Origin of the sequence: Agathobaculum sp. NTUH-O15-33 (assembly GCF_033193315.1) — a bacterium.
Classification (GTDB): domain Bacteria; phylum Bacillota; class Clostridia; order Oscillospirales; family Butyricicoccaceae; genus Agathobaculum; species Agathobaculum faecihominis_A.
The window spans coordinates 3,444,382-3,465,292 of sequence record NZ_CP136187.1; the positions used below are offsets into that span (position 1 = coordinate 3,444,382).

Genomic DNA, 20,911 nt, shown 5'->3' on the forward strand with positions numbered 1-20,911 from the left:
CATTAAAGAGGCGACTATCCATGACCAAAATCGACATTATTTCTGGCTTTCTGGGCGCCGGTAAGACGACGCTGATCAAGCGGCTGCTGCCGGAGGCGCTATCGGGCGAGCAGGTCGTGCTGATTGAAAACGAGTTCGGCGAGATCGGCATAGACGGCGGCTTCCTCAAGGAATCCGGCATTGTGGTAAATGAAATGAACGCGGGCTGCATCTGCTGCTCGCTCGTGGGCGATTTCAGCAAGGCGCTTGCCGATGTGCAAGCCACCTACCACCCGGACCGCATTTTGATCGAGCCTTCGGGCGTCGGCAAGCTGTCGGACGTGATCCATGCCGTGCAAAACGCTCACATCGATGTGACGCTCAATTCCTTCGTCACCGTGGTGGACGCGCTAAAGGCCAAGATGTACCTGAAAAACTTTGGCGAGTTCTTTGAAAATCAGGTGGCGCACGCGGGCGCGATTCTTCTTTCCCGCACGGCGGAATGCCCGGCGAAGCGGCTGGAAGAGACCGTGGCCCTGCTGCGCGGCCTGAACGCGAACGCGCGCATCGTCACCACCCCGTGGAAGGAGCTTTCGGGCGCGCAGCTGCTTGAAGTGATGGAAGGCAGCCGCGACCTGACGAGCGAGGTGCTCGCCGAGCTAGCGCATGAACACCATCACGACCATGACCACGAGCATCATCATGAACACGACCATGAGCACGAGTGCGGCCACGACCACGAGCATGAACATCACCACGAGCACGGTCCGGACTGCACCTGCGGCTGCCATGACCATGACCACGAACATGCGCACGAGCACGACCACCACGAGCATGGCGCGGCGTGCGGCTGTGGCCACCACCATGACCACGACGCGGACGAGGTGTTCACCTCTTGGGGCACAGAAACGCCGCACGCCTACACCGAGGGCGACCTGAACCACGCGCTGATCGGTCTGGGCGATCCCTCGCTCGGCACGGTGCTGCGCGCCAAGGGCATCGTACCCGCATCGGACGGCGGCGAGTGGATCCACTTTGACTATGTGCCCGGCGCGCCCGACATCCGCCGCGGTCCGGCGGACTATACCGGCCGCCTTTGCGTGATCGGCGCAGAACTCGATCAGGAGCGCATTTCGGCCCTGTTCGGCCTGTAAGAAGGAGGATGCAGCATGATGCCACAGCGCATTCCGGTGTATGTGTTCACCGGTTTTTTGGAGAGCGGCAAGACCCGCTTTATCCGTGATATCCTGTCCGACCCGGACTTTACCGCCGGTGAAAAAACGCTTTATTTACAGTGTGAAGAGGGCGTAGAAGAGCTTTCAGAAGACGAACTGATGGATTACAACACCATCGCCGTGCCGGTCGATTCCCAAAAGGAATTAGAACCCGCGCCGCTCAAGCAGCTCGACCGCCTACACCAGCCCGAACGCGTGCTGGTCGAACTGAACGGCCTTTGGAACATCGACTCCGTTGTCGATCACTTCCCCGCCCGGTGGGAACTGTACCAGATCGTCACCGTGGTGGACGCGACCACCTTTGAACTATACTCAAACAATTTGGGTCCCATGATGTTCGAGCATATTACGACGGCGGATCTGGTCGTCTTCAACCGCTGCACGGACGAATTGAAGGACATGCTCTACCAAAAGAACATCCGCGCCATGAACCCCCGCGCCACCATCTTTTTGGACGGGGCGGACGGCACGACCGAGGATTACAACCAAAACCTGCCCCTGCCCTTTGATATCGAAGCCGATGTGATCGACATTGCCGATACCGATTACGGCCTGTGGTATGTGGACGCGATGGGCTCCCCCGGAAAGTACGACGGTAAGACCGTTCGCTTTACCGGCATGGTCTATGTCGGCGGCGAGGTGCCGCCCGGCTCGTTTATCCCGGGCCGGTTCGGCATGGTCTGCTGCGCGGACGATATCAGCTTTTTGGGCTTCCTTTGCCGGTATGACGGCTCCGACAAGCTGACCACGCGTTCGTGGGTCACGGTCACCGCGTCGATCACGGTCGAAGCCCTGCCCCAGTACCGCGGCGAAGGCCCAGTGCTGCACGCAACCCGCGTAACGCCCGCCGAAAAGCCCGAGGAAGAGCTCGTTTATTTTAATTAAACCCTCAAAAAGAGCGCCGCAGACCAAATCTGCGGCGCTCTTTTTTTGGGGGCGGCTCACCTGCCCCGGTAATAATCCGTATCCAATATCGCGTCGCCCACATGGGCAAGGCGGCGGGCATAAGCGTTCATTTGCGCGATTTCTTCCTCCGTCATGCCATGGTTCCACTCCACCGCGCCGTTTTTTACATAAGCCTTGTCCGTCATCCACGTGCCGTCCGGAAAGACGGCCCATCCCGGGTACGCGGAATCAAAGGCGTCGCGCCCCGGCGTGCGCGGCTCCGGCAGGCCGTACAGGTTCGCGAGGGTCGGCAAAATATCGATGGTTTGCAGCGTTTTGGAAACCGTCGTGGGCGTACAGCCGGGATACCAGAAAAAGCACGGCGTGCGCTCTAAAAGCGCGCCGCCCGCCTGCGCGGAGTAGGTTTCCAGCACGGCCCGGTCGGTCAGGCCATAAGCGTAATGATCGTCATAGACGAAAAACACCGTGTTTTCAAGCAAACCGTCCTCGGTCAGCCGTTCAAGCAGGCGCTCGAACAGCTCGTCGGTCAGACGCGCCTTGGCAAATAGACCGCTTATCTCATAGGGGCGCGCGGGGTCCAGATACTCGGGATAGCGTTCCAGCGCGTAGGTAGTCAGCGCGTCGCGCTCGTCATAGCCAAGATGTCCGCTATAGGTGATGATAAAATCAAAAAACGGCTGGCTTTCGATCATTTTCTCGTATAGCTCGTCGCAGTCCGCGAGGAAACGGTCGGTGCCCGCCTCGGTCTCGTTCGCCGCGTAATCAAGGGCGGAGTGGTAGCCCTCATACCCAAAGGCGCGGTGCATCGCGCCCCGGTTGTAAAACTTGGCTTCGCTCTTATGAAACGAATTTGCCGCATAGCCCGCCTGCCGCAGCAGATGCGCCAGCGTATCCGGAAACGCGCTGCGGCTGAGCGAATAGGCCACGTTGCCGTTGGCATAGGGATACAGCCCGGTCTGCGCGGCGAACTCCGTGTTGAAGGTATAACCGTTGGCATACTGCGGGGTATAAAAATTCGTAAAATTCACGCCCTCGCGCATCAAACGCGCCATTGTGGGCGTGTTTTCTTCGTTCAGCACAAAATCATCGATGCTTTCGAGCTGCACCATGATCAGATTCTTACCGCGCAGCAGACCGGTCATCTCGTTATCCTGACGGGCGGGCCGCTCCGCCAAAAACGCTTCAATCTCCGCCAGCGCCGCTTCCTCGTCCGCGTCCGGCGCAAGGGATAAAAACGCGTCCCGCGCGACGAACTGATACGGCCCGGTCAGCGCCATATCGTAGCTGGACGAAGCAAACTTTCGGTATTCGTATCCGCTCGACTGCCAAGCGTCCCAATCCAACGTTTCGGGCACGGACGCGTAGCAGCGCGGAGCCGCAAACTGTGTCAGAGCAAAAAACAACGCCAACCCGTCGCATACGCGGCGGCGCGGCAGCGCGCCGCCCGCCGGCAGCCGCCAAACGCCAAACGCGCCCCATACTATAAGCAGCAGCACGAAAAACGCAAACCGCAGATCGAGCAACTGGCGCACGTAGCCCAGAAAACCAAGCCCCTCGCCCGCGAACAGAAAATCGCTCAAAAATAAAAACCGGTCGAAAATGCGCCACACACCATACTGCACGACCGCATACACCGCCCACAGCGCGTAACAAACGCCGTATGCGATACGCCCCGCCCGCCTTGGCAGCGCAAGGCACAGCGCGGCAAACAGCGCGCCGAAGCCGAGCGAAAACAGATTCGGCGCTGCGGCATAAAGCGCGTAATAGCCCGCGCTGCCCGCCATGGCGCGCAGCGTCAGGTCGAGCAGCCAAAACGGCAAAACCGCCGTGAAAACGCCGAGCCACGCCCGTTTCTGTTCGGTTTTGTCCATACGACCGCCCCCCGTCTTCCAACAGACAGTATAAAGCAGATTTTACGGGGACGCAACGAAAATTTTACACAGGCGCGCCCTTAAAAGCCGTACAGCAGCCCGGCGATGCCCATTTCATTGTACAAAAGAAAATTGCCCAAAAACAGCGCGGCGATATAAAGCTCGGGCGCGCCCTTGCCCGCCGGCGTGCGCTTGACGTCGCGGCGCAGCAGCAGGCCCGCGAGCACCCGGAACGCCAGATAGCCCAGCACCGCGCCGAGTGTATTCATGAGCAGGTCGTCCACATCCGAGCTGCGCGGGTTCAAAAGCTGGCTCAGCTCGATCAGCAGAGAGACAGAAAGGCCGGACAGCGCCACGCGGCCAAGGCTTCGCATACACGGCCAGATCACGGGCAGCAAAAAACCCAGCGGCAGAAACAGCACCACGTTCAGCACATAGCCGACAAGGCTGATATCGTGCGAAAAGGGCAGCCAGTTGATGTTCGCGCGCTCCAGCTCCAGCCCGTGCCGCAGCAGATCGTACAGCGTGCCCGAACCGGTCAAATAAAAGACGGCGCAAAAATACGCGGCGAGCAACAACACCAGCGGCAGCCGCCCTGCGGCAGCGCCGCTCTCATGCTTACCGCGCCCGCGCAGCAGCGCGTAAACCACAACGCACGGTAGAAGCACCGCCGCGAACTGATAGGCCAATATGATATAAGTTTCCATTTTTCACTTCCTCCATAGACACTTAGGATACCACGGTTTTCTTGCCAAAACCGGCGGGAAATTCTTAAGAAATGATAAAGGACGCATTTTGTCTTACTGATAAGAGCCGCGAGCGCATCATTTGGTTCATTGATACACTGTGAAAAATCACAGAAAAAGTGAAATATGATCAAACCGCCCGCCCCGTCCCCAAAGGCCGCAAACCCATTGCGGCCCCTTCCAAAACCTGATATGCTGAATGCAACAAGAAAGCCGGCTGGTAAAGAGACGTAAGAGAAAGGGTGACGATTTCAAGGTTATGATGCAAAAAATTCAAAAGTTCGGCGGCGCAATGTTCACACCCGTCCTGCTGTTCGCGTTTGCGGGCATCGTGGTCGGCGTGGGCACGCTGTTCACCACCGAAGCGATCATGGGCGATCTGGCCCGGCCCGAAAGCATGTTCTACCAATGCTGGAACGTTATTTTGCAAGGCGGCTGGACCGTGTTCAACCAACTGCCGCTGCTGTTCGCGGTGGCCCTGCCGATCGGCATGGCAAAAAAGCAAAACGCCCGCTGCTGTATGGAAGCGCTCGTTTTGTACCTAACCTTCCATTACTTCCTGAGCACGATGCTTTCCCAGTGGGGCGGCGCGTTCGGCGTTGACTTTTCAGCCGAGGTGGGCGGCACCAGCGGCCTTGCGATGATCGCCAACATCAAGACGCTCGACATGGGTATGCTGGGCGCGCTGGCGGTATCCGGCCTCGTCATTTGGCTGCACAACCGGTTTTACGAAACCGAGCTGCCCGACTGGCTGGGCTCGTTCAACGGTTCGACCTTTGTTTTCATGGTAGGTTTTTTCGTGATGATCCCGGCGGCGCTGCTCTCCGCCCTCATCTGGCCCAAAATTCAACTTGGCATGCTGGCCTTTCAGGGGTTTGTCACACACGCCGGCGCGGCGGGCGTTTGGGTGTTCATCTTTCTGGAGCGCATGCTCATCCCCTTCGGCCTGCATCACATCCTGTACTCCCCCTTCTATTACGACAACGCGGTCGTACCCGGCGGCCTGTACTCCTACTGGGCGACCAAGCTGCCCGAGCTGGCCGCTTCGACCGCGCCGCTCAAATCGCTCGTACCCGAAGCGGGCTTCACGGCGACCGGCTTTTCCAAAATCTTCGGCTGCCCGGGCATCGCGCTGGCGTTCTACTCCACCGCGCGGCCTGAAAAGAAAAAGCAGGTCATGGCTCTGCTCATTCCGATCACGCTCACCGCGATTCTGTGCGGCGTGACCGAGCCGATCGAGTTCACGTTCCTATTCGTCGCGCCGCCGCTATTCGTCGTGCACGCGCTGCTGGCCGCGACCCTGTCAACCGTCATGTATCTGGCGGGCATTGTCGGCATCCACTCGGGCGGCGCGATCGAGATGGCTTCCCTTAACTGGATCCCGCTCGGCGCGAACCACGGCTGGCAGTATCTGGTGATGCTCGGCATCGGTCTGGTGTTTACCGTGATATGGTTCCTCGTCTTTAAATTCCTGATACAGAAATTTGACTTTAAAACGCCCGGCCGCGAGATCGACACCGGAGACGTCAAGTTCTACTCGAAAAAGGAGTACCGCGAACGGCAGGCGGAGGGCAAGACCGAAGACCAACCCGCACAGCAGGCCGCCGGAGGCGACAGCTTAGCCGCCCGCATTCTCGAAGGACTTGGCGGCGCGGATAATATCGAAGAGCTGACCAACTGCGCGACCCGGCTGCGCGTCAACGTAAAGGACGCGACCAAGGTACAGCCGGACGGATACTTTAAGTCCATCGGCACGCACGGCGCGATGGTAAAGGGCAAGAGCGTGCAGGTCATCGTGGGCCTGTCGGTCGCCAAGGTGCGCGCCAATGTGGAAGACCTGATGTTAGTCAAAACCTAACGAGAAAAAAGGAGATGCCATTGATGATGGATCTGCAGCTTACCGCTCCGCTGAAAGACGCGAAGCTGAACCGGTACTTTAACATTTTAAAGCTGGCGCTGGTTTTGATGCCCTTCCTCTGCCTCGGCTACCTGACGATCGGCGCGGGCGGCGCGAGCCTGACCGCGGACGGCGTGCTTGCGGGAAACCCGGCGATGGCGGTCTCCTTCCTCTCCGCGATGATACAGCCCTACGCGGCGTGGCTCGTCATTCTCGCCGAGCGCCGCCTCGCGGACGGCCGCACGGCGTGGGCGCTGGTGAATCTCACCCTGCTGCTGATTGCCGAACTGATGCTGATGAGCACGGTCGGCGTGATCGGTCTGGGTCTGATCGTATGGAAGACCGGCAGAGTCTACGCGCTGCGTCCCGCCGCCGCGTTCCGCCAGTGCGATAAGCGGCAGTTTGTACGCGAGGCGGGCGGCAGCGTACTGGTCATCCTGCTTGCCGGGCTGTGCCTGTTCGCCATGTGCCGGCTGGGGCTGGCGTTTTAAGAGCCTTAACCCTTTTGTCAAACCAACCACTTTAAGGAGGACGATATAAAATGTCTAACAAAAAATACGCAGTAACCGTCGCGGGCGGCGGCTCCACCTTCACCCCCGGCATCGCGCTGATGCTGCTCGAAGAGCGCGAGCGCTTCCCCATCCGCAAGATCATGTTTTACGATAACGACGCGGAACGGCAGGAAACCGTGGCCAAGGCGTGCGAGATCTATCTGCGTGAAAACGCGCCCGATATCGAGTTCGGCTACACGACCGACCCGGAGACCGCGTTTACCGATATCGACTTTGTGCTCGCCCATATCCGCGTCGGCAAATACGCCATGCGTGAGAAGGACGAAAAGATCCCGCTGAAATACGGCGTGCTCGGTCAGGAAACCTGCGGCCCCGGCGGCATTGCCTACGGCATGCGCTCGATCGGCGGCGTGCTGGAAATTCTGGACTACATGGAGAAATACAGCCCGAACGCGTGGATGCTCAACTATTCCAATCCGGCGGCCATCGTCGCGGAAGCGACCCGCCGCCTGCGCCCCCATTCCAAAATCCTGAACATCTGCGACATGCCGATCGATCTGGAAGAAAAAATGGCGAACATGGTCGGCCTGAAATCCCGCAAAGAGATGCAGGTGGGCTACTACGGCCTGAACCACTTCGGCTGGTGGCACAAGATTTATGACAAGGAAGGCAACGATCTAATGCCCGCCATCAAGGAGCACATGGCGCAAAACGGCTTTGCGGACGCGCTCTCCCTGACCAATCAGCATGTGGACCAAAGCTGGATCGAAACCTTCCAGAAGGCGCGCGACGTGTACGCGGTCGATCCTTCCACCATCCCGAACACCTATTTGAAGTACTACCTGTTTCCGGACTATGTGGTGGAGCACTCCAATCCGGACTATACCCGCGCAAACGAGGTCATGGCGGGCCGTGAAAAGAACGTGTTCGGGGCGTGCCGCGATATCATTGCAAAGGGCACGGCGAAGGACGGCGGCTTTGAAGCCGACGCGCACGCGACCTACATTGTCGATCTGGCCTGCGCCATCGCAGAAAACACGCAGGAGCGTTTTCTGCTCATCGTGCCGAACGAGGGCGCGGTGGAGAACTTCGACCGCACCGCGATGGTCGAGATCCCCTGCATCGTCGGCTCGAACGGATACGAGCGTATCTGTCAAGGAACGATCCCGCAGTTCCAGAAGGGCCTGATGGAGCAGCAGGTCAGCGTGGAAAAGCTGGCGGTGGAGGCATGGATCGAGGGCAGCTATCAAAAGCTGTGGCAGGCGCTGACGCTTTCGCGCACCGTGCCGTCCGCCCGTGTCGCAAAACTTATTCTGGATGATCTGATCGAAGCTAACAAGGGTTACTGGCCCGCATTAAAATAAAGCCCACTCCTTTTCATTCATCATAAGGTTCCCATCGCGAGCAAAAGACCGACGAAAGTCGGTCTTTTGTGCATTCTTGGTGATTCGCGCCGCCAATGTCATTTAGTTAAGGAAATTGTATATGTCTGTCATCCTTCGCTCTCATTCGATCGCCGCTCGGCGGCGATCGGAGGATAGAGGACTACGGTCTCGTCACTACGTTCCTCAGAATGACAATACAAACCCAAACCAAACGACATTGGTATCCCCACCCCGCCGTCTTGCTGGACATTCCCCGCCCCATCCGGTATACTGGTAAAAAAGGGTGCAAAGGGGCTGGACCGCGTGAAGCTGGATGAACTGTTTAACGAGCACCGTCCACAGCTTGGGGATAACGACCTGTATATTTGGAACTATATCGCGCCGCGCAAACGCGCCTGCGCCCGCCTGTCGATCGAAGAGCTGGCAAAGCGCTGCAACGTTTCGCGCACCACCATTCTGCGCTTTGCGCAAAAGCTGGGCTTACAGGGCTACAGCGAGCTCAAGCTGCTCATGCGCATGGAGCTGGACGAGCAGCAGGGACAGGCCCCGGACTACATCGGCCAAGCGTGCGACGCTTACCGCCAAATGATGGACGCCATCTGCCAAAAGGACTGTACGGACCTGTTCCGGCAGATCGATCAGGCGGAAAACCTTTATGTATTCAGTTCCGGTATGCTGCAAGATGCGGTGGCGCGCGAGCTGTGCCGCGTCTTTCCGGTGGGCGACCGGTGGTTCTTCCACATCCACGCGGGCAGCGAAGCCGATGTACTGCTGCAAAACGTGACCGCGCGCGATTTGGTGCTGATCCTATCCGTGTCCGGCGAATCGCCGCATGTGCTCAGCTTAGCGCAGGCGCTCAAGGTGCGCGGCATCCCGGTCGTTTCGGTCACACGGCTGCGGGAAAACACGCTCGCGCAGCTGTGCGACACGCGGCTGTACGTTTCCACCATTGAAATGACCGAGCAGGAGCTGGGCGCGCAATATCAATCGACCACCTCTTTTTTTATCCTGATCGAACTTTTATTCCTGAAATACATGGAATACCGAAAGGAGGCGGCCGGGCGTGACGCTGGAAACGCTGATCGAGCAGAATTACCATAAGCTGAGCGAGAACGATCTTTACATTTGGGACTACATCCGCACCCACCCCGCGCAGTGCCGCGACGGCTCGATCGACGAGCTGGCCGCCGCGTGCAGCATTTCGCACACGACGATTTTGCGCTTTGCCAAAAAGCTGGGGCTGACCGGCTTCAGCGAACTTAAGGTGCTGCTGAAATGGCAGGAGCCCGCGCAAAACCGCTTTCGCAGCGACGAAATCACGCGCACCATACAGGATTATCAGCAAACAATGGAATACCTCTGCATGGTGGACCTATCGGATCTGTTCACCCTGATTGATCGGGCGGGCAAGATCTATATTTACGGCTCGGGCAGCGTGCAGCAGCTTGCCGCGCAGGATCTGAAGCAGAAGTTTTTCCACGGCAACAAGCTTTTCCACACGGTGGAGGGTGAGGAGGAGATGCGCAAGCTCGCCGGACGGCTGGGCGAGAACGATTTGATGATCTTTATCTCGCTATCGGGCAATAATGCGTTTGTCAACGCCATTGCCGAGCAACTCAAGCAAAAGGGACGGACGATTGTCTCCATCTGCCGTGTGCAGGGCAACCGGCTGATCTACCTGAGCGATATCAACATCCCTTTTTTCACCCACGCCATTGACGCGGGCGTGCCGGTCGAACTGTGGCCGGTCAACCTGATTTTTCAGGTCAACGAATTTCTGCTGCTCCGGTATCTGGAATATCTGGACCGGCAGCGGAATAGATTATGAAAAGCGGGCGACTGCACATGAAAAAGCGGCCCCTTAAGGGGCCGCTTTTTCATGTGCGGATTCTTCTGTTTTGATCTCCCAATGGATCAGCAGGGTAAGCGCCGCGCGCAAAATGATGATCGCGCCGACCAGCATAATCTCGGAGAACTCGCGCACGACGACCGTGCGCAGGATTTCGCTGCCCAGCTTAAATTCCAATCCCGTGGACATGCCCTTGGCAAGCTTTAAGCGGGTAAACGGATCGCGCCGCAGGTAGTGGTAAAGCCCCATAGCGCCTGTGACTACAATGACGGATACGCCGCCCAGCTCAAAGAGCAGGATGGCGGCGTCCGTCACGAACGCCAAAAGGCTATGCAGTTGTTCGATCGGCTTTACCCCCTTCCGTTTTTACGCCTCCGGCTGCTTCGGCAGGGTAGCAAAGCCCTGCTCTAATTCTTCGTCGGAGGGTACGTGGTTGACCATGGTGTGATTCAGGTACGCTTCATAAGCGGCCATATCGAAATAGCCGGTGCCGGTCAGGCCGAAGAGAATGGTCTTGGCCTCGCCGGATTCGCGGCACTTGATCGCTTCATCAATCGCGCAGCGAATCGCGTGGGACGATTCGGGCGCGGGTAGAATGGTTTCCAGCTTGGCGAACTGAACGGCAGCGTCAAACACATCGGTCTGCTTGACGGCGTTCGCTTCCATGTAGCCATCGTGGTACAGCTTGGAAAGGATGGGGCTCATACCGTGGTAGCGCAGGCCGCCCGCATGGTTGGAGGCCGGGATGAAGCCGTTGCCCAGCGTGTACATACGCGCCAGCGGGGTCACGTGGCCGGTATCGCAGAAATCATAGGCGTACTTGCCGCGTGTGAGCGACGGGCAGGAAGCGGGCTCGACCGCGATAATGCGGGGATTGGCCTTGCCGGTCAGCTTATCCTGCATGAACGGCGCGATCAGGCCGCCGAGGTTGGAGCCGCCGCCCGCGCAGCCGATGACGATATCCGGGTATTCGCCCAGAATCTCCATGGCGGTCTTGCTTTCCAGCCCGATGATGGACTGGTGCAACAGCACCTGATTGAGTACCGAGCCGAGCACGTAGCGGCAACCCTCGTGCTTTACCGCCATTTCAACCGCTTCCGAGATCGCGCAGCCGAGCGAGCCCGAGGTGTTCGGGTCGTTTGCAAGGATGGCGCGGCCGGCATCGGTCGTCATGGAGGGCGAAGGGGTGACGTTCGCGCCGAAGGTCTGCATGACCGCCTTGCGGTAGGGCTTCTGCTCGTAGGATACCTTGACCATGAACACGTTCAGGTCAAGGCCGTAGAACGAGCAAGCTTCGGAAAGCGCCGTACCCCACTGGCCCGCGCCGGTCTCGGTCGTCAGCGAGGTCAGGCCCTGTTCCTTGGCGTAATACGCCTGCGCGATGGCGGAGTTGAGCTTGTGGCTGCCCGAGGTGTTGTTGCCCTCGAACTTGTAATAGATCTTCGCCGGGGTATCGAGCGCCTTTTCCAGATTGTACGCGCGGATCAGCGGCGAGGGACGGTAAATGCGGTATTCCTCCATAATGCCGTCCGGGATGTCGACATAGCGGGTCTCGCCGTCCATCTCCTGATGCGCCAGTTTTTCGCAGAAGATCGGATAAAGGTCCTTCTCCTCCAACGGCTCCATGGTGCCGGGGTTCAGCATCGGATCGGGCTGCTCTTTCATATCGGCCCGCAGGTTATACCACTGCGTCGGCATTTGATCTTCCGTTAAATACAGTCTGTGAGGAATCTTAGCCATAGTAGTTTCTCTCCCTTTATGATAAATTATTTGCTTATGAAATATAAAAAAACTCCTGCCCCACCGAAATGGGACAGGAGTTTGTAAACTCTTGCGGTACCACCCAAATTGACGCAAAAAGCGCCCACTTTGGCCACACATCGATCAATGTGCGCTCCCCTGATAACGGGTGGAGTCCCCGGCGCTGATACTCGGCCAAAAATGCTTCGGCCTTTCGCGTTGCCCTGCTGAAGTCCATTCACAAGGTTCTTGCCTGCCGCGATCCCACCGCCCGCGGCTCTCTGAGAGGTTCGATCTCCCTGCTACTCGTCTTCGTCCTTGGTTTGTCGTTATGTTGACAGTATAAGCGCGGATTTTTGATTTGTCAAGCGGATTTCCTGAAATTTTCGTGATAATATTTTATTGCATTTTTCTCATTTTGAGAAACTTTTATCCGAAGCGGCCGATCGCGCCGTACTGCGCGGGCCGTCGGTCGCGGAACACGCCCCAATCGCGGCGGAACGCGCGCACCGCATCCAGATCGAAGGTGTGCGTCAGAATGGCCGCATCGTCGCGCGGAGCCTGCTCGACGATCTGGCCGGTCTCATCCGCGATGAAGGAAGAGCCGTAAAACGTCAGCGAGGAGGACTGCTGCTGGTTATCCACCGAAGGCGTCACCGTTTCCGTGCCGATACGGTTGGCCGCGATTACGGGCATCAGATTGGCCGCCGCGTGGCCCTGCATGCAGCGCTGCCAATGCGGCATGGAATCGCAATCCAGAATCGGCTCCGAACCGATGGCAGTCGGATAAAGCAGCAGCTCCGCGCCCATAAGCGCCATGCTGCGCGCGGCCTCCGGGAACCACTGGTCCCAGCAAATGCCCACGCCGATCTTGGCATACGCCGTGTCCCACACGCGGAAGCCGGTATCGCCGGGGGTGAAATAAAACTTTTCCTGATAAAAGTGGTCGTCCGGGATATGCGTTTTGCGGTATTGGCCCAAGATCGTGCCGTCTGCATCGATCACGGCGACGGTGTTGAAAAACGTGTTGCCCACGCGCTCGTAATAGCTCACCGGCAGCACGACGTGGAAATCGCGCGCCACCTCGGTCAGGCGTATCACGGCGAGGTTTTCCTCCATCGGCGTGGCCAGCTTGTAATTTTCGTAATTCCGCTCCTGACAAAAGTACCAATTTTCAAACAGCTCGGGCAGCAGAATGATCTGCGCGCCCAGCGCGGCGGCTTCCTCCACGCGCGGTGCGGCCTCTTCGAGGCCGTGGGTGATCTGGATCGCCGCTACGGTTACCTTGCTCATATGATCTAAAACTCCTTCTTATGGTTTGGCCGCGGATGCGCGGCACGGCTCGTTTAAACACCATAGCAAAAAACGGGCTCCCGCTTTCGCGCCGCATCAAACGGCTTTGAGCCGGTCACACCGCCGGTATTTGCTGCGTGATGCAATGGATATTGCCGCCGCCGATCAGGATATTCCGCGTGGGGATGGAAACGATCTCGCGCGTGGGGAAAAGCCCCTGCAAAATGCGCACGGCTTCCGCGTCCGCCGGGTCGTCGAACGCGGGCATGACGACCGCGCCGTTCGCAATATAAAAATTAACGTAGCTTGCCGCAAGGCGCTCGCCCGGCACGCGGGTCGGCTCGCCCTCGCAGAAATCAAGGCCGCCGCATTCCTCTTCCGTGATGGTAACGGGCCGGGGCAGCGGCAGCTTGTGCACACGGATGGCCCGCCCCTTCGCGTCCCGCTCGTCCGCGAGCGTTTGCAGGCAGGCGTTCGACAGCGCGAACTGCGGGTCGCTCTCGTCGTCCGTCCAAGCAAGCACGACCTCGCCGGGCGCGGTGAACGCGCAGATGTTGTCCACGTGCTCGTCCGTTTCGTCGCGGTAAATACCGCGCGGCAGCCAAATCACCTTTTGCACATTCAAATAATCGCATAGGGTGCGCGTGATTTCGTCCTTCGTCATATCGGGGTTGCGGTTGGGGTTTAAAAGGCACGCCCCGGTGACCAGCGCGGTGCCCTGCCCGTCCACATGGATCGAGCCGCCCTCCAAAATAAACGCGCGCTTATCATAGCAGTCGTCGCCGTACAGGTCGCACACCTTGCGGGCGGCGGCGGCATCCCGCAGGCAGTCCGGGTAAAGCCCGCCCCATGCATTAAAGCCCCAGTCGATCCCGCGCCGCGTGCCGCGGCCATTCACCACATAGGTGGGGCCTACGTCGCGCGCCCATGCGTCGTCCGTCGCCGTTTCGATCACGCGCACGTTCGCCGGCAGCGCCAACCGGGCGTTATCATACTGCCGGGGCGAGCACAAAACCGTCACGCGCTCGCTGCGCCCAATGGCGGCGGCAATCTGAACAAACGCGCGTCTGGCCGCGTACGCGCCATACTGCCAGGAATCGCCCCGTTCGGGCCAGATCATCAGGCAGCCTTCGTGCGCTTCCCACTCGGCAGGCATATGAAATCCGTCCCGCGCGGGGGCTGTGTGTAAAATTTCCATGTCGCTTTCTCCATTTGCAATTCTTCTTCTCATAGGGTACAACATTTTCGCGGCACTTGCAACGCCCCCGGCCATATGTTACACTAAAGTCACAAATTCTTCAAGGTTTGCACAGGAGGCTCCTTCATGTTTTATACGCCACAGTTCTTTTACTCGCCCCTTGCCGTATTGCTGCCGCTGCTCGGTCTGATTGTCGTTCTAGCGTGCGGGCTGGCGCTTTATTTTCTGTTTGTTCGCAAAACGCCGGAAAAGCCGCTTTCCCACGCGCTCGCTTGGCTGCATGACGCGCTCAATTTCCGCACGCTGTTTACGGAAAAGCTGCTGCGCGTTTTATACTGCATCGCCGTTTGCGCGCTCATCCTAGGCAGTGTGGACATGCTGTTCACCAACTTCCTCGGCGCTGTTTTGCTGTTTGTGATCGGCAACGTCGCGGCGCGCATCGTATTTGAGTTCGCGCTGCTGCTGCTCATTTTGTGCCGCAACACGCAGGAGATCAACCGAAAAATGGGCCCCCTGCCCGCCGAACCGCAACCCACCCAGCCGCCCGTTCAGCCCGTGCAGCCGCCCGTTCAACCCACGCAAACGGAAGACCGCACCACGCTTTAAACTTAACCGCCCCCGGAAACATTTGTTTCCGGGGGCGGTTTGCTATCTGTCTTTGCCGCTGCGCGACCTACTCACGAGAAATAAACACCAGCTCCGCTTCACTCGACAGGCTGCCTTCAAAATAAAAGCCGTTCCAGTCGAAAAACGGGAGCTGTTCGGGTCCGTCCAGCTGGTTCTGTAGGATGAACCGCGCCATTGCGCCGCGCGCCATTTTGGCCATGGTAGGCAGGCAGCGCAGCTTGCCCCGGCTGTAAACGAGAAAATTACAGGCGATCAGCCGGTCGCCGGGCCGCAAGAACGCGCGTACCGCGCGGCTGTACTCCTTGGAAGCAAGGTCGATCACCGGCTCGCCCGCCGCAAACAGGTCCTCGTAAAACGTTTTGTCCCAAAATCCGTATAACGATTGCCCGCCGATCTTGTGCGCCAGCTCCAGCCGATACGGATGAATCGCATCCAGCGGCCGCAGCGGGCCGTAAAACCCGGAAAGCAAGCGCAAATGCTCCTGCGCGTACTCCAGCTCCCATTTGGACAGGCTGTGCGCGTCCAAGTAGCGGTAAGCCAAGCCGTCAAAGGTCAAGGCCGCAGCCGTGCCTCCCTCGTCCCGCCATTCGGCAAAATCCGCGCAGGCGCGCAGCGCGATGCGCGGGCCCACGTGCAAAACGCTTTCCAGTTCATGCGGCGCGAGCGCGCGCAATTCATCCCACAGCCGCCGCGTAAGCTCCATGTAACGTGGCGCGGCGGTCTTGATATCCGGCCGTTCCGTGGGCCGCATGTTCTTTGCCGGCGATAGCATGGCGATCATATGGTTATCCCTCCGTTATCCTGCCCCTATTATATACGGCGCGGCGGCTTATCGCAAGCGCGCGTATATTGCCAAATCTGCCAAGGCATGATAAAATAAGATATCTACATCCATCACTAGGAGGCGCAGTGCGATGAAACTGCAGGAAAGCGCGGAAAATTATCTTGAAGCAATATATGTACTGTCTCAGGAAAAGGGCTCGGTTCGATCGATCGACGTGGCCCACTATATGGGCTTTTCCAAGCCGAGCATCAGCCGCGCCGTCGGCCTGCTGCGTGATAACGGCTTTGTCGCCATCGACCAGAACGGTCTGCTCGCCCTGACCGAAGCCGGGCTGAAAACCGCGCAGTCGGTTTATGAGCGCCACACCGTGCTGACCGACTGGCTGGTCTCCATCGGCGTCAAACGCGAGACCGCCGCGCAGGACGCTTGCCGTATCGAGCATGTGATCAGCCGCGAAAGCTTTGAAAAGCTGAAAGAGCACCTGCGGGAACACCACAATACGTAACGCCATCCCGCCCGGCCGCATGGCTGGGCGGGATTTTCCGAAAGGAGCATAAAATGCCGCGCACCTTGGAGCGCCTGCCGAATGGGCTTGTCCTTTGGCAGGACGACGCTTATTTTAAACTGGGGCAGGACAGCGTGCTGCTCGCCGCCTTCGCCCGGGTCCGCCCGCGCGACCGGGTGCTCGATCTGGGCTGCGGAACGGGGGCGCTCAGCCTGCTTGTTTACCGGCCCGGTCTTCAAATCACCGGTCTTGAGCTGCAAGAGGGCCCGCTCTCCCTTTTTCGCACTTCTATCGCGGAAAACGATGTTCCCATCTCCACTTTACAGGGTGATATGCGGAATATTCGTCAGCTTATCCCCCACGGCAGTGCCGACCACGTGATCTGCAATCCGCCCTACTTCGCGTCTGCCGCGGGCAAGTCCGCCGCTTCTCCCGCCCACGCCGCCGCCCGGCAGGACGCCGCCTGTACCGCGCGGGACGTAGCGTCCGCCGCCTCCTTCGCGTTGCACACCGGCGGGCGGCTCAGCATCGTCTTTCGGCCCGAGCGGCTTTGGGTGCTGCTCCCCGCCCTGCACGAAGCAGGACTTACGCCCAAGCGGCTGCGCTTTGTCCACCAAAACGCCGGCGCGCCGCCCTCCGCCGCGTTGGTCGAATGCCGCAAGGGCGGCAGCGCGGAAGGGCTCGCCGTCGAGCCGCCGCTTCTCGTGGCGAGCGAAGAGTATCAACAGATATACGGAAAATAATATTTAAAGGATATACTACAATGAGTAATGGAACGCTTTATCTGGTCGCTACGCCGATCGGCAATTTGGGCGACCTTTCGCCCCGTGCGCGCGAGGTGCTCTCCTCGGTCGATTTTCTAGCGGCGGAGGACACGCGCGTCACACACAAGCTGCTCACCGCCCTCTCCCTGCCGCGCAAGCCGATGATCTCCTATTACGAGCACAACCGCCGCGCGCGCGGCGAAGAGGTGTTGGAACGGATTCTCGCGGGCGAGGACTGCGCCCTTGTGACCGACGCGGGCACGCCCGCCGTTTCCGATCCGGGCGAAGATCTGGTCGCCCTGTGTGCGGAACACGGCGTGGCCGTTATCCCCGTGCCGGGCGCGTGCGCCGCGGTGTGCGCGCTCGCCGCCAGCGGGCTGCCCACCGGCCGCTGGTGCTTCGAGGGCTTTCTTTCCGTCAATAAAAAGGCGCGACGCGAACATCTGGACGCGCTCGCGGGCGAAACGCGCACCATGATCTTTTACGAAGCGCCGCACAAGCTGCGCCAAACGCTGAGCGACCTTGCCGCCGCTTTTGGCGCCGAGCGCCGCCTATCGCTCTCGCGCGAGCTGACCAAGCTGCACGAAGAGACGCTGCGCATGACGCTGGGCGAGGCTATCGCTCATTTTGAGCAAACGCCGCCGCGCGGCGAGTTCGTCCTCATTTTGGAGGGCGCGCCGCCCCAAACGCCGACGGAGCAGAGCGAGACCGAACGCCTTTCCGCCGCCGCCACCGAGGTGCGCCGTCTGATCGAGGCGGGCGAAACCCAGAAGGACGCGGTAAAGACCGTTTCCGCCGCCTCGGGCGTCAAGAAAAACGCGCTGTACCAGTATGTTTTAGCCCTTGCGGACGATTTAGACACCTAAAACACGTCCCCTGTTCACACAACGGACAAAAAGCCGGTCTATACTAAAGGCATATTAGGATGGAGGTATCGGACATGTCCACCATATTGATTGCAGACGACGAGGCGCGCATCCGCCGTCTGGTCAGCGATTTTCTCAAACGGGATGGGCACACCATCATGGAGGCGGGCGACGGGCGCGAAGCGCTCAACCTGCTGGAAAACCGCCGCGCCGGTATCGATCTGGCCATTTTAGATGTTATGATGCCCGGCATGGATGGTTTTTCCGTGCTGCACGAACTGCGGCGGCAAGAGGAGGAAAACACCCACCTGCCCGTGATGATGCTGACCGCGCGCGCCGAGGACGCGGATCAGGTACGCGGGCTGGAGGACGGCGCGGACGATTACGTGACCAAGCCGTTTTCCCCGGTCGTGCTGGCCGCCCGCGTGCGCGCGCTGCTCAAGCGCGAAGGACGGGGCGCCGCGCCCGTGGCCGAGCTGGGCGCGCTGTCGATCAACGAGCTGCGTCGCGAGGTGCGCGTAAACGGCGCGGCGGTCGAGCTTACGCCCAAGGAATACGAACTGCTGATTTATTTTAAAAATAACCGTGCGATCGCGCTTTCTAGGGAAAGTATCCTCAACGCCGTTTGGGGCTATGACTATTTCGGCGACCTGCGCACCGTGGATACCCATGTGAAAAAGCTGCGCGCCAAGCTGGGCGACTGCGGCGCCATGATCGAGACCGTGCGCGGCTACGGCTACCGGCTTGAGGCCTGACGGATGAAACGCCATTCGATCAAATTTAAGTTTTTCGTTGCGATCAGCGCGGTTGCGCTGGTCTTTATCGGCGTGCTTTTGCTATTAAACCTGTTTTTCTATGACGATTACTACCTCATGACCCGCAAGACCGAGCTGCGCGACACCTACCAGACGATCACCAAAAGCTACGACGGCGATCTGGAAACGACCGCCTCCACGCTTGACGCGCTGGAAAGCAAAAGCGCCATCCGGTTCGCATTGGTCGACCGCAGCGGCTCGCTGCTCTACGCCTCGTTTTTTTCTTTTGATCAGGACCGGAAGACCACACCCAACTTTCCGCCGAACGACGACTTTTCCGGCCCACCCTTTACCGGCGGCCTTCCGGATTTCGGCGACCAACGCATGCGCGGCGCGGCGATCGTGTTCGCCGTACTCAGCAGCACCGACCTGAGCGCCGTTTCGCCCAACAAACTGCTCACCGTATCGCTGCACGGCAATGAACAGTACCTCTGTCTGGTCGGCGAATTGGACGATCATTACCTGATCGCCTACATGCCCTATGCCTATATCGAGCAAAACTCCACCTTCAATCTGCTTTTTCTGCTGATAGCGGGCGGCTGCGCGCTGGTCATCTGTCTGTTTTGCGGCTATGTCATCTCCCGCGCCTTCACCAAACCGCTGATCCAAATGGGTACCGTGGCCAACAGCATGGCGCGCTTTGATTTTTCCAAAAAGTACGAGGGCGGTGAATCGGACGAGATCGGGCAGCTGGGCGATTCGCTCAACCGCTTGTCCGCTTATCTGGAACAAGCCATCGGCGAATTGCAGCAATCCAACACGCAGCTCGCGCAGGAGATTCGCGAAAAGGAACGCATCGACAACATGCGGCGCGAGTTTATCGTCAACGTTTCACATGAGCTAAAAACGCCGATCGCGCTGATTCAAGGCTATGCCGAGGGCCTGACCGCCGGCGTGGCCGATGACCCGGAGGACCGCAAGTTTTACTGCGACACCATCGCGGACGAAGCCGATCACATGAACAAGCTGGTCATGCAGCTGCTAAGCCTTTCTAAGCTGGAACTGGGCGCGGAGCAGACCTATTTGGAGGACGTGGACCTGCACGCCCTGTGCGACGAGGCGGTACGCAAAACCGCCGTGCTCTGCGAAAGCCGCGGGCTGAGCGTCGGCTATGCAAACACCGCGCTTACCGTGCATACCGACAGCGGCCTGCTGGAGCAGGTGCTGATGAACTACCTGTCCAACGCGATCCGCTATACGCGGGACGGCGGACACATCGAGCTTTCCGCCGTGGAAACAGAAACCGGCGTACGCCTTTCCGTGTTCAACGAAGGCGACGGTCTGCCCGAGGAGGAGCTCGATAAGATCTGGGAGAAATTCTACCGCACCGACCGCGCCCGCACCCGCGAGGCGGGCGGTACCGGCATCGGCCTGTCTCTCGTCCGCGCGATCGCGGATACTCTGCACGGTTGCTGCGGCGCCTGCAACGCCCCCGGCGGCATTGAATTTTGGTTTGAAATACCCGCCGGAATTGCCTCCACGGAAAACCTTTGAATTTGTCGAACATAATTTCAAGTTAACGCTTGACAAAGCCCAATACAAATGGTATAGTATATAAGCACCTCAAACGAGGCGCCTATATCGCGGGGTGGAGCAGTTCGGTAGCTCGTCGGGCTCATAACCCGAAGGTCGTGGGTTCAAATCCCTCCCCCGCAACCATATTGAAAGGCCGGTTTCGTAAGAAACCGGCCTTTTTTCAGCGTGTCAAAGAACTCCCTCGCGCCGCAGCGCGCATAAAATACGATTTTGCCGTTTGCGGCAAAATTCGTAAAAACCGGGAGCATATATCTCGGTTTGCTCTCATTTAATCGCCGCACGGCGGCGGTCAGTGGATAGAGGCCTACGGGCTATACAAACCGACTTCAAGTGTGCCTGCAAGGCGCGCGCAGAAGCCGGAATTCTCGATCGAAATGGGGCTTTGTTTCGATCGACAGACTGT

The 20,911-nt window shown here is 59.0% G+C and carries 20 protein-coding genes and 1 tRNA gene; 14 read left to right on the forward strand and 7 right to left on the reverse strand.

Going from position 1 to position 20,911, the window contains the following annotated elements; translation table 11 throughout:
• Positions 1-20 precede the first annotated feature (20 nt).
• Positions 21-1,133: a CobW family GTP-binding protein gene (locus tag RWV98_RS16775; protein WP_317862211.1), complete on the forward strand. Its 1,113-nt coding sequence runs from the start codon at positions 21-23 to the stop codon at positions 1,131-1,133.
• Positions 1,134-1,148: 15 nt separating this feature from the next.
• A complete protein-coding gene (locus RWV98_RS16780) occupies positions 1,149-2,099 on the forward strand; it encodes a TIGR03943 family putative permease subunit (RefSeq protein WP_280962278.1) in 951 nt (316 codons plus the stop codon).
• Positions 2,100-2,155: 56 nt separating this feature from the next.
• Here RWV98_RS16780 and RWV98_RS16785 read toward each other — a convergent pair whose 3' ends face one another.
• Together RWV98_RS16785 and RWV98_RS16790 are read right to left on the reverse strand one after the other, a co-directional pair.
• Positions 2,156-3,991, reverse strand: a complete 1,836-nt coding sequence (locus RWV98_RS16785) for an LTA synthase family protein (RefSeq protein WP_317862214.1) — start codon at positions 3,989-3,991, stop codon at positions 2,156-2,158.
• A gap of 80 nt (positions 3,992-4,071) precedes the next feature.
• Positions 4,072-4,698 carry a VanZ family protein gene (locus RWV98_RS16790; RefSeq protein ID WP_317862216.1) on the reverse strand — a complete coding sequence of 209 codons (627 nt, stop codon included), beginning with the start codon at positions 4,696-4,698 and terminating at the stop codon, positions 4,072-4,074.
• 298 nt (positions 4,699-4,996) lie between these two features.
• Here RWV98_RS16790 and RWV98_RS16795 point away from each other — a divergent pair, with 298 nt between their 5' ends.
• From RWV98_RS16795 to RWV98_RS16815, 5 genes are all read left to right on the forward strand, one after another.
• Positions 4,997-6,595 (forward strand): alpha-glucoside-specific PTS transporter subunit IIBC, encoded by a 1,599-nt coding sequence (locus RWV98_RS16795; protein ID WP_317862218.1) that lies wholly within the window; start codon positions 4,997-4,999, stop codon positions 6,593-6,595.
• 23 nt (positions 6,596-6,618) lie between these two features.
• Complete coding sequence (locus tag RWV98_RS16800) at positions 6,619-7,125, forward strand: hypothetical protein (protein WP_317862220.1); 507 nt, start codon at positions 6,619-6,621, stop codon at positions 7,123-7,125.
• A gap of 50 nt (positions 7,126-7,175) precedes the next feature.
• The gene (locus tag RWV98_RS16805; protein ID WP_280962273.1) at positions 7,176-8,510 is read left to right on the forward strand and encodes a 6-phospho-alpha-glucosidase; all 1,335 of its coding nucleotides are present in this window, start codon (positions 7,176-7,178) and stop codon (positions 8,508-8,510) included.
• A gap of 324 nt (positions 8,511-8,834) precedes the next feature.
• Entirely contained in the window at positions 8,835-9,632 is a 798-nt protein-coding gene (locus RWV98_RS16810; protein WP_317862222.1) for a MurR/RpiR family transcriptional regulator, read from the forward strand.
• Positions 9,595-10,359 (forward strand): MurR/RpiR family transcriptional regulator, encoded by a 765-nt coding sequence (locus tag RWV98_RS16815; protein ID WP_317862223.1) that lies wholly within the window; start codon positions 9,595-9,597, stop codon positions 10,357-10,359. Before RWV98_RS16810 ends, RWV98_RS16815 begins: the two co-directional genes overlap by 38 nt.
• Before the next feature lie 33 nt (positions 10,360-10,392).
• On the opposite strand, the gene RWV98_RS16820 is transcribed toward RWV98_RS16815, so the two are convergent.
• From RWV98_RS16820 to aguA, 4 genes are all read right to left on the reverse strand, one after another.
• Positions 10,393-10,695: a DUF1622 domain-containing protein gene (locus RWV98_RS16820; protein WP_419196003.1), complete on the reverse strand. Its 303-nt coding sequence runs from the start codon at positions 10,693-10,695 to the stop codon at positions 10,393-10,395.
• 51 nt (positions 10,696-10,746) lie between these two features.
• Positions 10,747-12,120: a TrpB-like pyridoxal phosphate-dependent enzyme gene (locus RWV98_RS16825; RefSeq protein WP_317862225.1), complete on the reverse strand. Its 1,374-nt coding sequence runs from the start codon at positions 12,118-12,120 to the stop codon at positions 10,747-10,749.
• A 429-nt stretch (positions 12,121-12,549) separates the two neighbouring features.
• On the reverse strand, positions 12,550-13,413 hold the full coding sequence (gene aguB / locus RWV98_RS16830; RefSeq protein WP_317862227.1) for an N-carbamoylputrescine amidase: 864 nt from the start codon (positions 13,411-13,413) through the stop codon (positions 12,550-12,552).
• A 115-nt stretch (positions 13,414-13,528) separates the two neighbouring features.
• Positions 13,529-14,611, reverse strand: coding sequence for an agmatine deiminase (aguA, locus tag RWV98_RS16835; RefSeq protein ID WP_317862229.1), 1,083 nt, complete (start codon positions 14,609-14,611; stop codon positions 13,529-13,531).
• A 126-nt stretch (positions 14,612-14,737) separates the two neighbouring features.
• On the opposite strand from aguA, the gene RWV98_RS16840 reads away from it, so the two are divergent.
• Positions 14,738-15,217: a hypothetical protein gene (locus RWV98_RS16840; protein ID WP_317862231.1), complete on the forward strand. Its 480-nt coding sequence runs from the start codon at positions 14,738-14,740 to the stop codon at positions 15,215-15,217.
• 67 nt (positions 15,218-15,284) lie between these two features.
• Here the strand turns inward: RWV98_RS16840 and RWV98_RS16845 are convergent, their stop codons facing one another.
• Positions 15,285-16,019, reverse strand: a complete 735-nt coding sequence (locus RWV98_RS16845; protein WP_317862232.1) for a YaaA family protein — start codon at positions 16,017-16,019, stop codon at positions 15,285-15,287.
• A gap of 133 nt (positions 16,020-16,152) precedes the next feature.
• On the opposite strand from RWV98_RS16845, the gene RWV98_RS16850 reads away from it, so the two are divergent.
• The 6 genes from RWV98_RS16850 (at position 16,153) to RWV98_RS16875 (ending at position 20,631) form a co-directional block, all read left to right on the forward strand.
• On the forward strand, positions 16,153-16,527 hold the full coding sequence (locus RWV98_RS16850; protein WP_317862233.1) for a metal-dependent transcriptional regulator: 375 nt from the start codon (positions 16,153-16,155) through the stop codon (positions 16,525-16,527).
• Between the two features lie 53 nt (positions 16,528-16,580).
• Positions 16,581-17,270 carry a tRNA1(Val) (adenine(37)-N6)-methyltransferase gene (locus tag RWV98_RS16855; RefSeq protein WP_317862235.1) on the forward strand — a complete coding sequence of 230 codons (690 nt, stop codon included), beginning with the start codon at positions 16,581-16,583 and terminating at the stop codon, positions 17,268-17,270.
• A 20-nt stretch (positions 17,271-17,290) separates the two neighbouring features.
• Entirely contained in the window at positions 17,291-18,157 is an 867-nt protein-coding gene (gene rsmI, locus RWV98_RS16860; protein ID WP_317862236.1) for a 16S rRNA (cytidine(1402)-2'-O)-methyltransferase, read from the forward strand.
• A 74-nt stretch (positions 18,158-18,231) separates the two neighbouring features.
• Complete coding sequence (locus tag RWV98_RS16865) at positions 18,232-18,912, forward strand: response regulator transcription factor (RefSeq protein ID WP_317862237.1); 681 nt, start codon at positions 18,232-18,234, stop codon at positions 18,910-18,912.
• A gap of 3 nt (positions 18,913-18,915) precedes the next feature.
• Positions 18,916-20,466: a sensor histidine kinase gene (locus RWV98_RS16870; RefSeq protein ID WP_317862238.1), complete on the forward strand. Its 1,551-nt coding sequence runs from the start codon at positions 18,916-18,918 to the stop codon at positions 20,464-20,466.
• Between the two features lie 88 nt (positions 20,467-20,554).
• A tRNA-Met gene (locus RWV98_RS16875) sits at positions 20,555-20,631 on the forward strand.
• Positions 20,632-20,911: the final 280 nt, after the last annotated feature.

Bases quoted from the DNA above. Each gene is read 5' to 3' on its own strand.
- RWV98_RS16850 (WP_317862233.1), top strand. From the start codon at position 16,153: ATGAAACTGCAGGAAAGCGCGGAAAATTATCTTGAAGCAATATATGTA.
- RWV98_RS16775 (WP_317862211.1), top strand. From the start codon at position 21: ATGACCAAAATCGACATTATTTCTGGCTTTCTGGGCGCCGGTAAGACG.
- RWV98_RS16840 (WP_317862231.1), top strand. From the start codon at position 14,738: ATGTTTTATACGCCACAGTTCTTTTACTCGCCCCTTGCCGTATTGCTG.
- RWV98_RS16865 (WP_317862237.1), top strand. From the start codon at position 18,232: ATGTCCACCATATTGATTGCAGACGACGAGGCGCGCATCCGCCGTCTG.
- aguB (WP_317862227.1), bottom strand. From the start codon at position 13,413: ATGAGCAAGGTAACCGTAGCGGCGATCCAGATCACCCACGGCCTCGAA.
- aguA (WP_317862229.1), bottom strand. From the start codon at position 14,611: ATGGAAATTTTACACACAGCCCCCGCGCGGGACGGATTTCATATGCCT.
- RWV98_RS16855 (WP_317862235.1), top strand. From the start codon at position 16,581: ATGCCGCGCACCTTGGAGCGCCTGCCGAATGGGCTTGTCCTTTGGCAG.
- RWV98_RS16845 (WP_317862232.1), bottom strand. From the start codon at position 16,019: ATGATCGCCATGCTATCGCCGGCAAAGAACATGCGGCCCACGGAACGG.
- RWV98_RS16805 (WP_280962273.1), top strand. From the start codon at position 7,176: ATGTCTAACAAAAAATACGCAGTAACCGTCGCGGGCGGCGGCTCCACC.
- RWV98_RS16795 (WP_317862218.1), top strand. From the start codon at position 4,997: ATGATGCAAAAAATTCAAAAGTTCGGCGGCGCAATGTTCACACCCGTC.
- RWV98_RS16790 (WP_317862216.1), bottom strand. From the start codon at position 4,698: ATGGAAACTTATATCATATTGGCCTATCAGTTCGCGGCGGTGCTTCTA.
- RWV98_RS16800 (WP_317862220.1), top strand. From the start codon at position 6,619: ATGATGGATCTGCAGCTTACCGCTCCGCTGAAAGACGCGAAGCTGAAC.
- RWV98_RS16785 (WP_317862214.1), bottom strand. From the start codon at position 3,991: ATGGACAAAACCGAACAGAAACGGGCGTGGCTCGGCGTTTTCACGGCG.
- rsmI (WP_317862236.1), top strand. From the start codon at position 17,291: ATGAGTAATGGAACGCTTTATCTGGTCGCTACGCCGATCGGCAATTTG.
- RWV98_RS16825 (WP_317862225.1), bottom strand. From the start codon at position 12,120: ATGGCTAAGATTCCTCACAGACTGTATTTAACGGAAGATCAAATGCCG.
- RWV98_RS16780 (WP_280962278.1), top strand. From the start codon at position 1,149: ATGATGCCACAGCGCATTCCGGTGTATGTGTTCACCGGTTTTTTGGAG.
- RWV98_RS16870 (WP_317862238.1), top strand. From the start codon at position 18,916: ATGAAACGCCATTCGATCAAATTTAAGTTTTTCGTTGCGATCAGCGCG.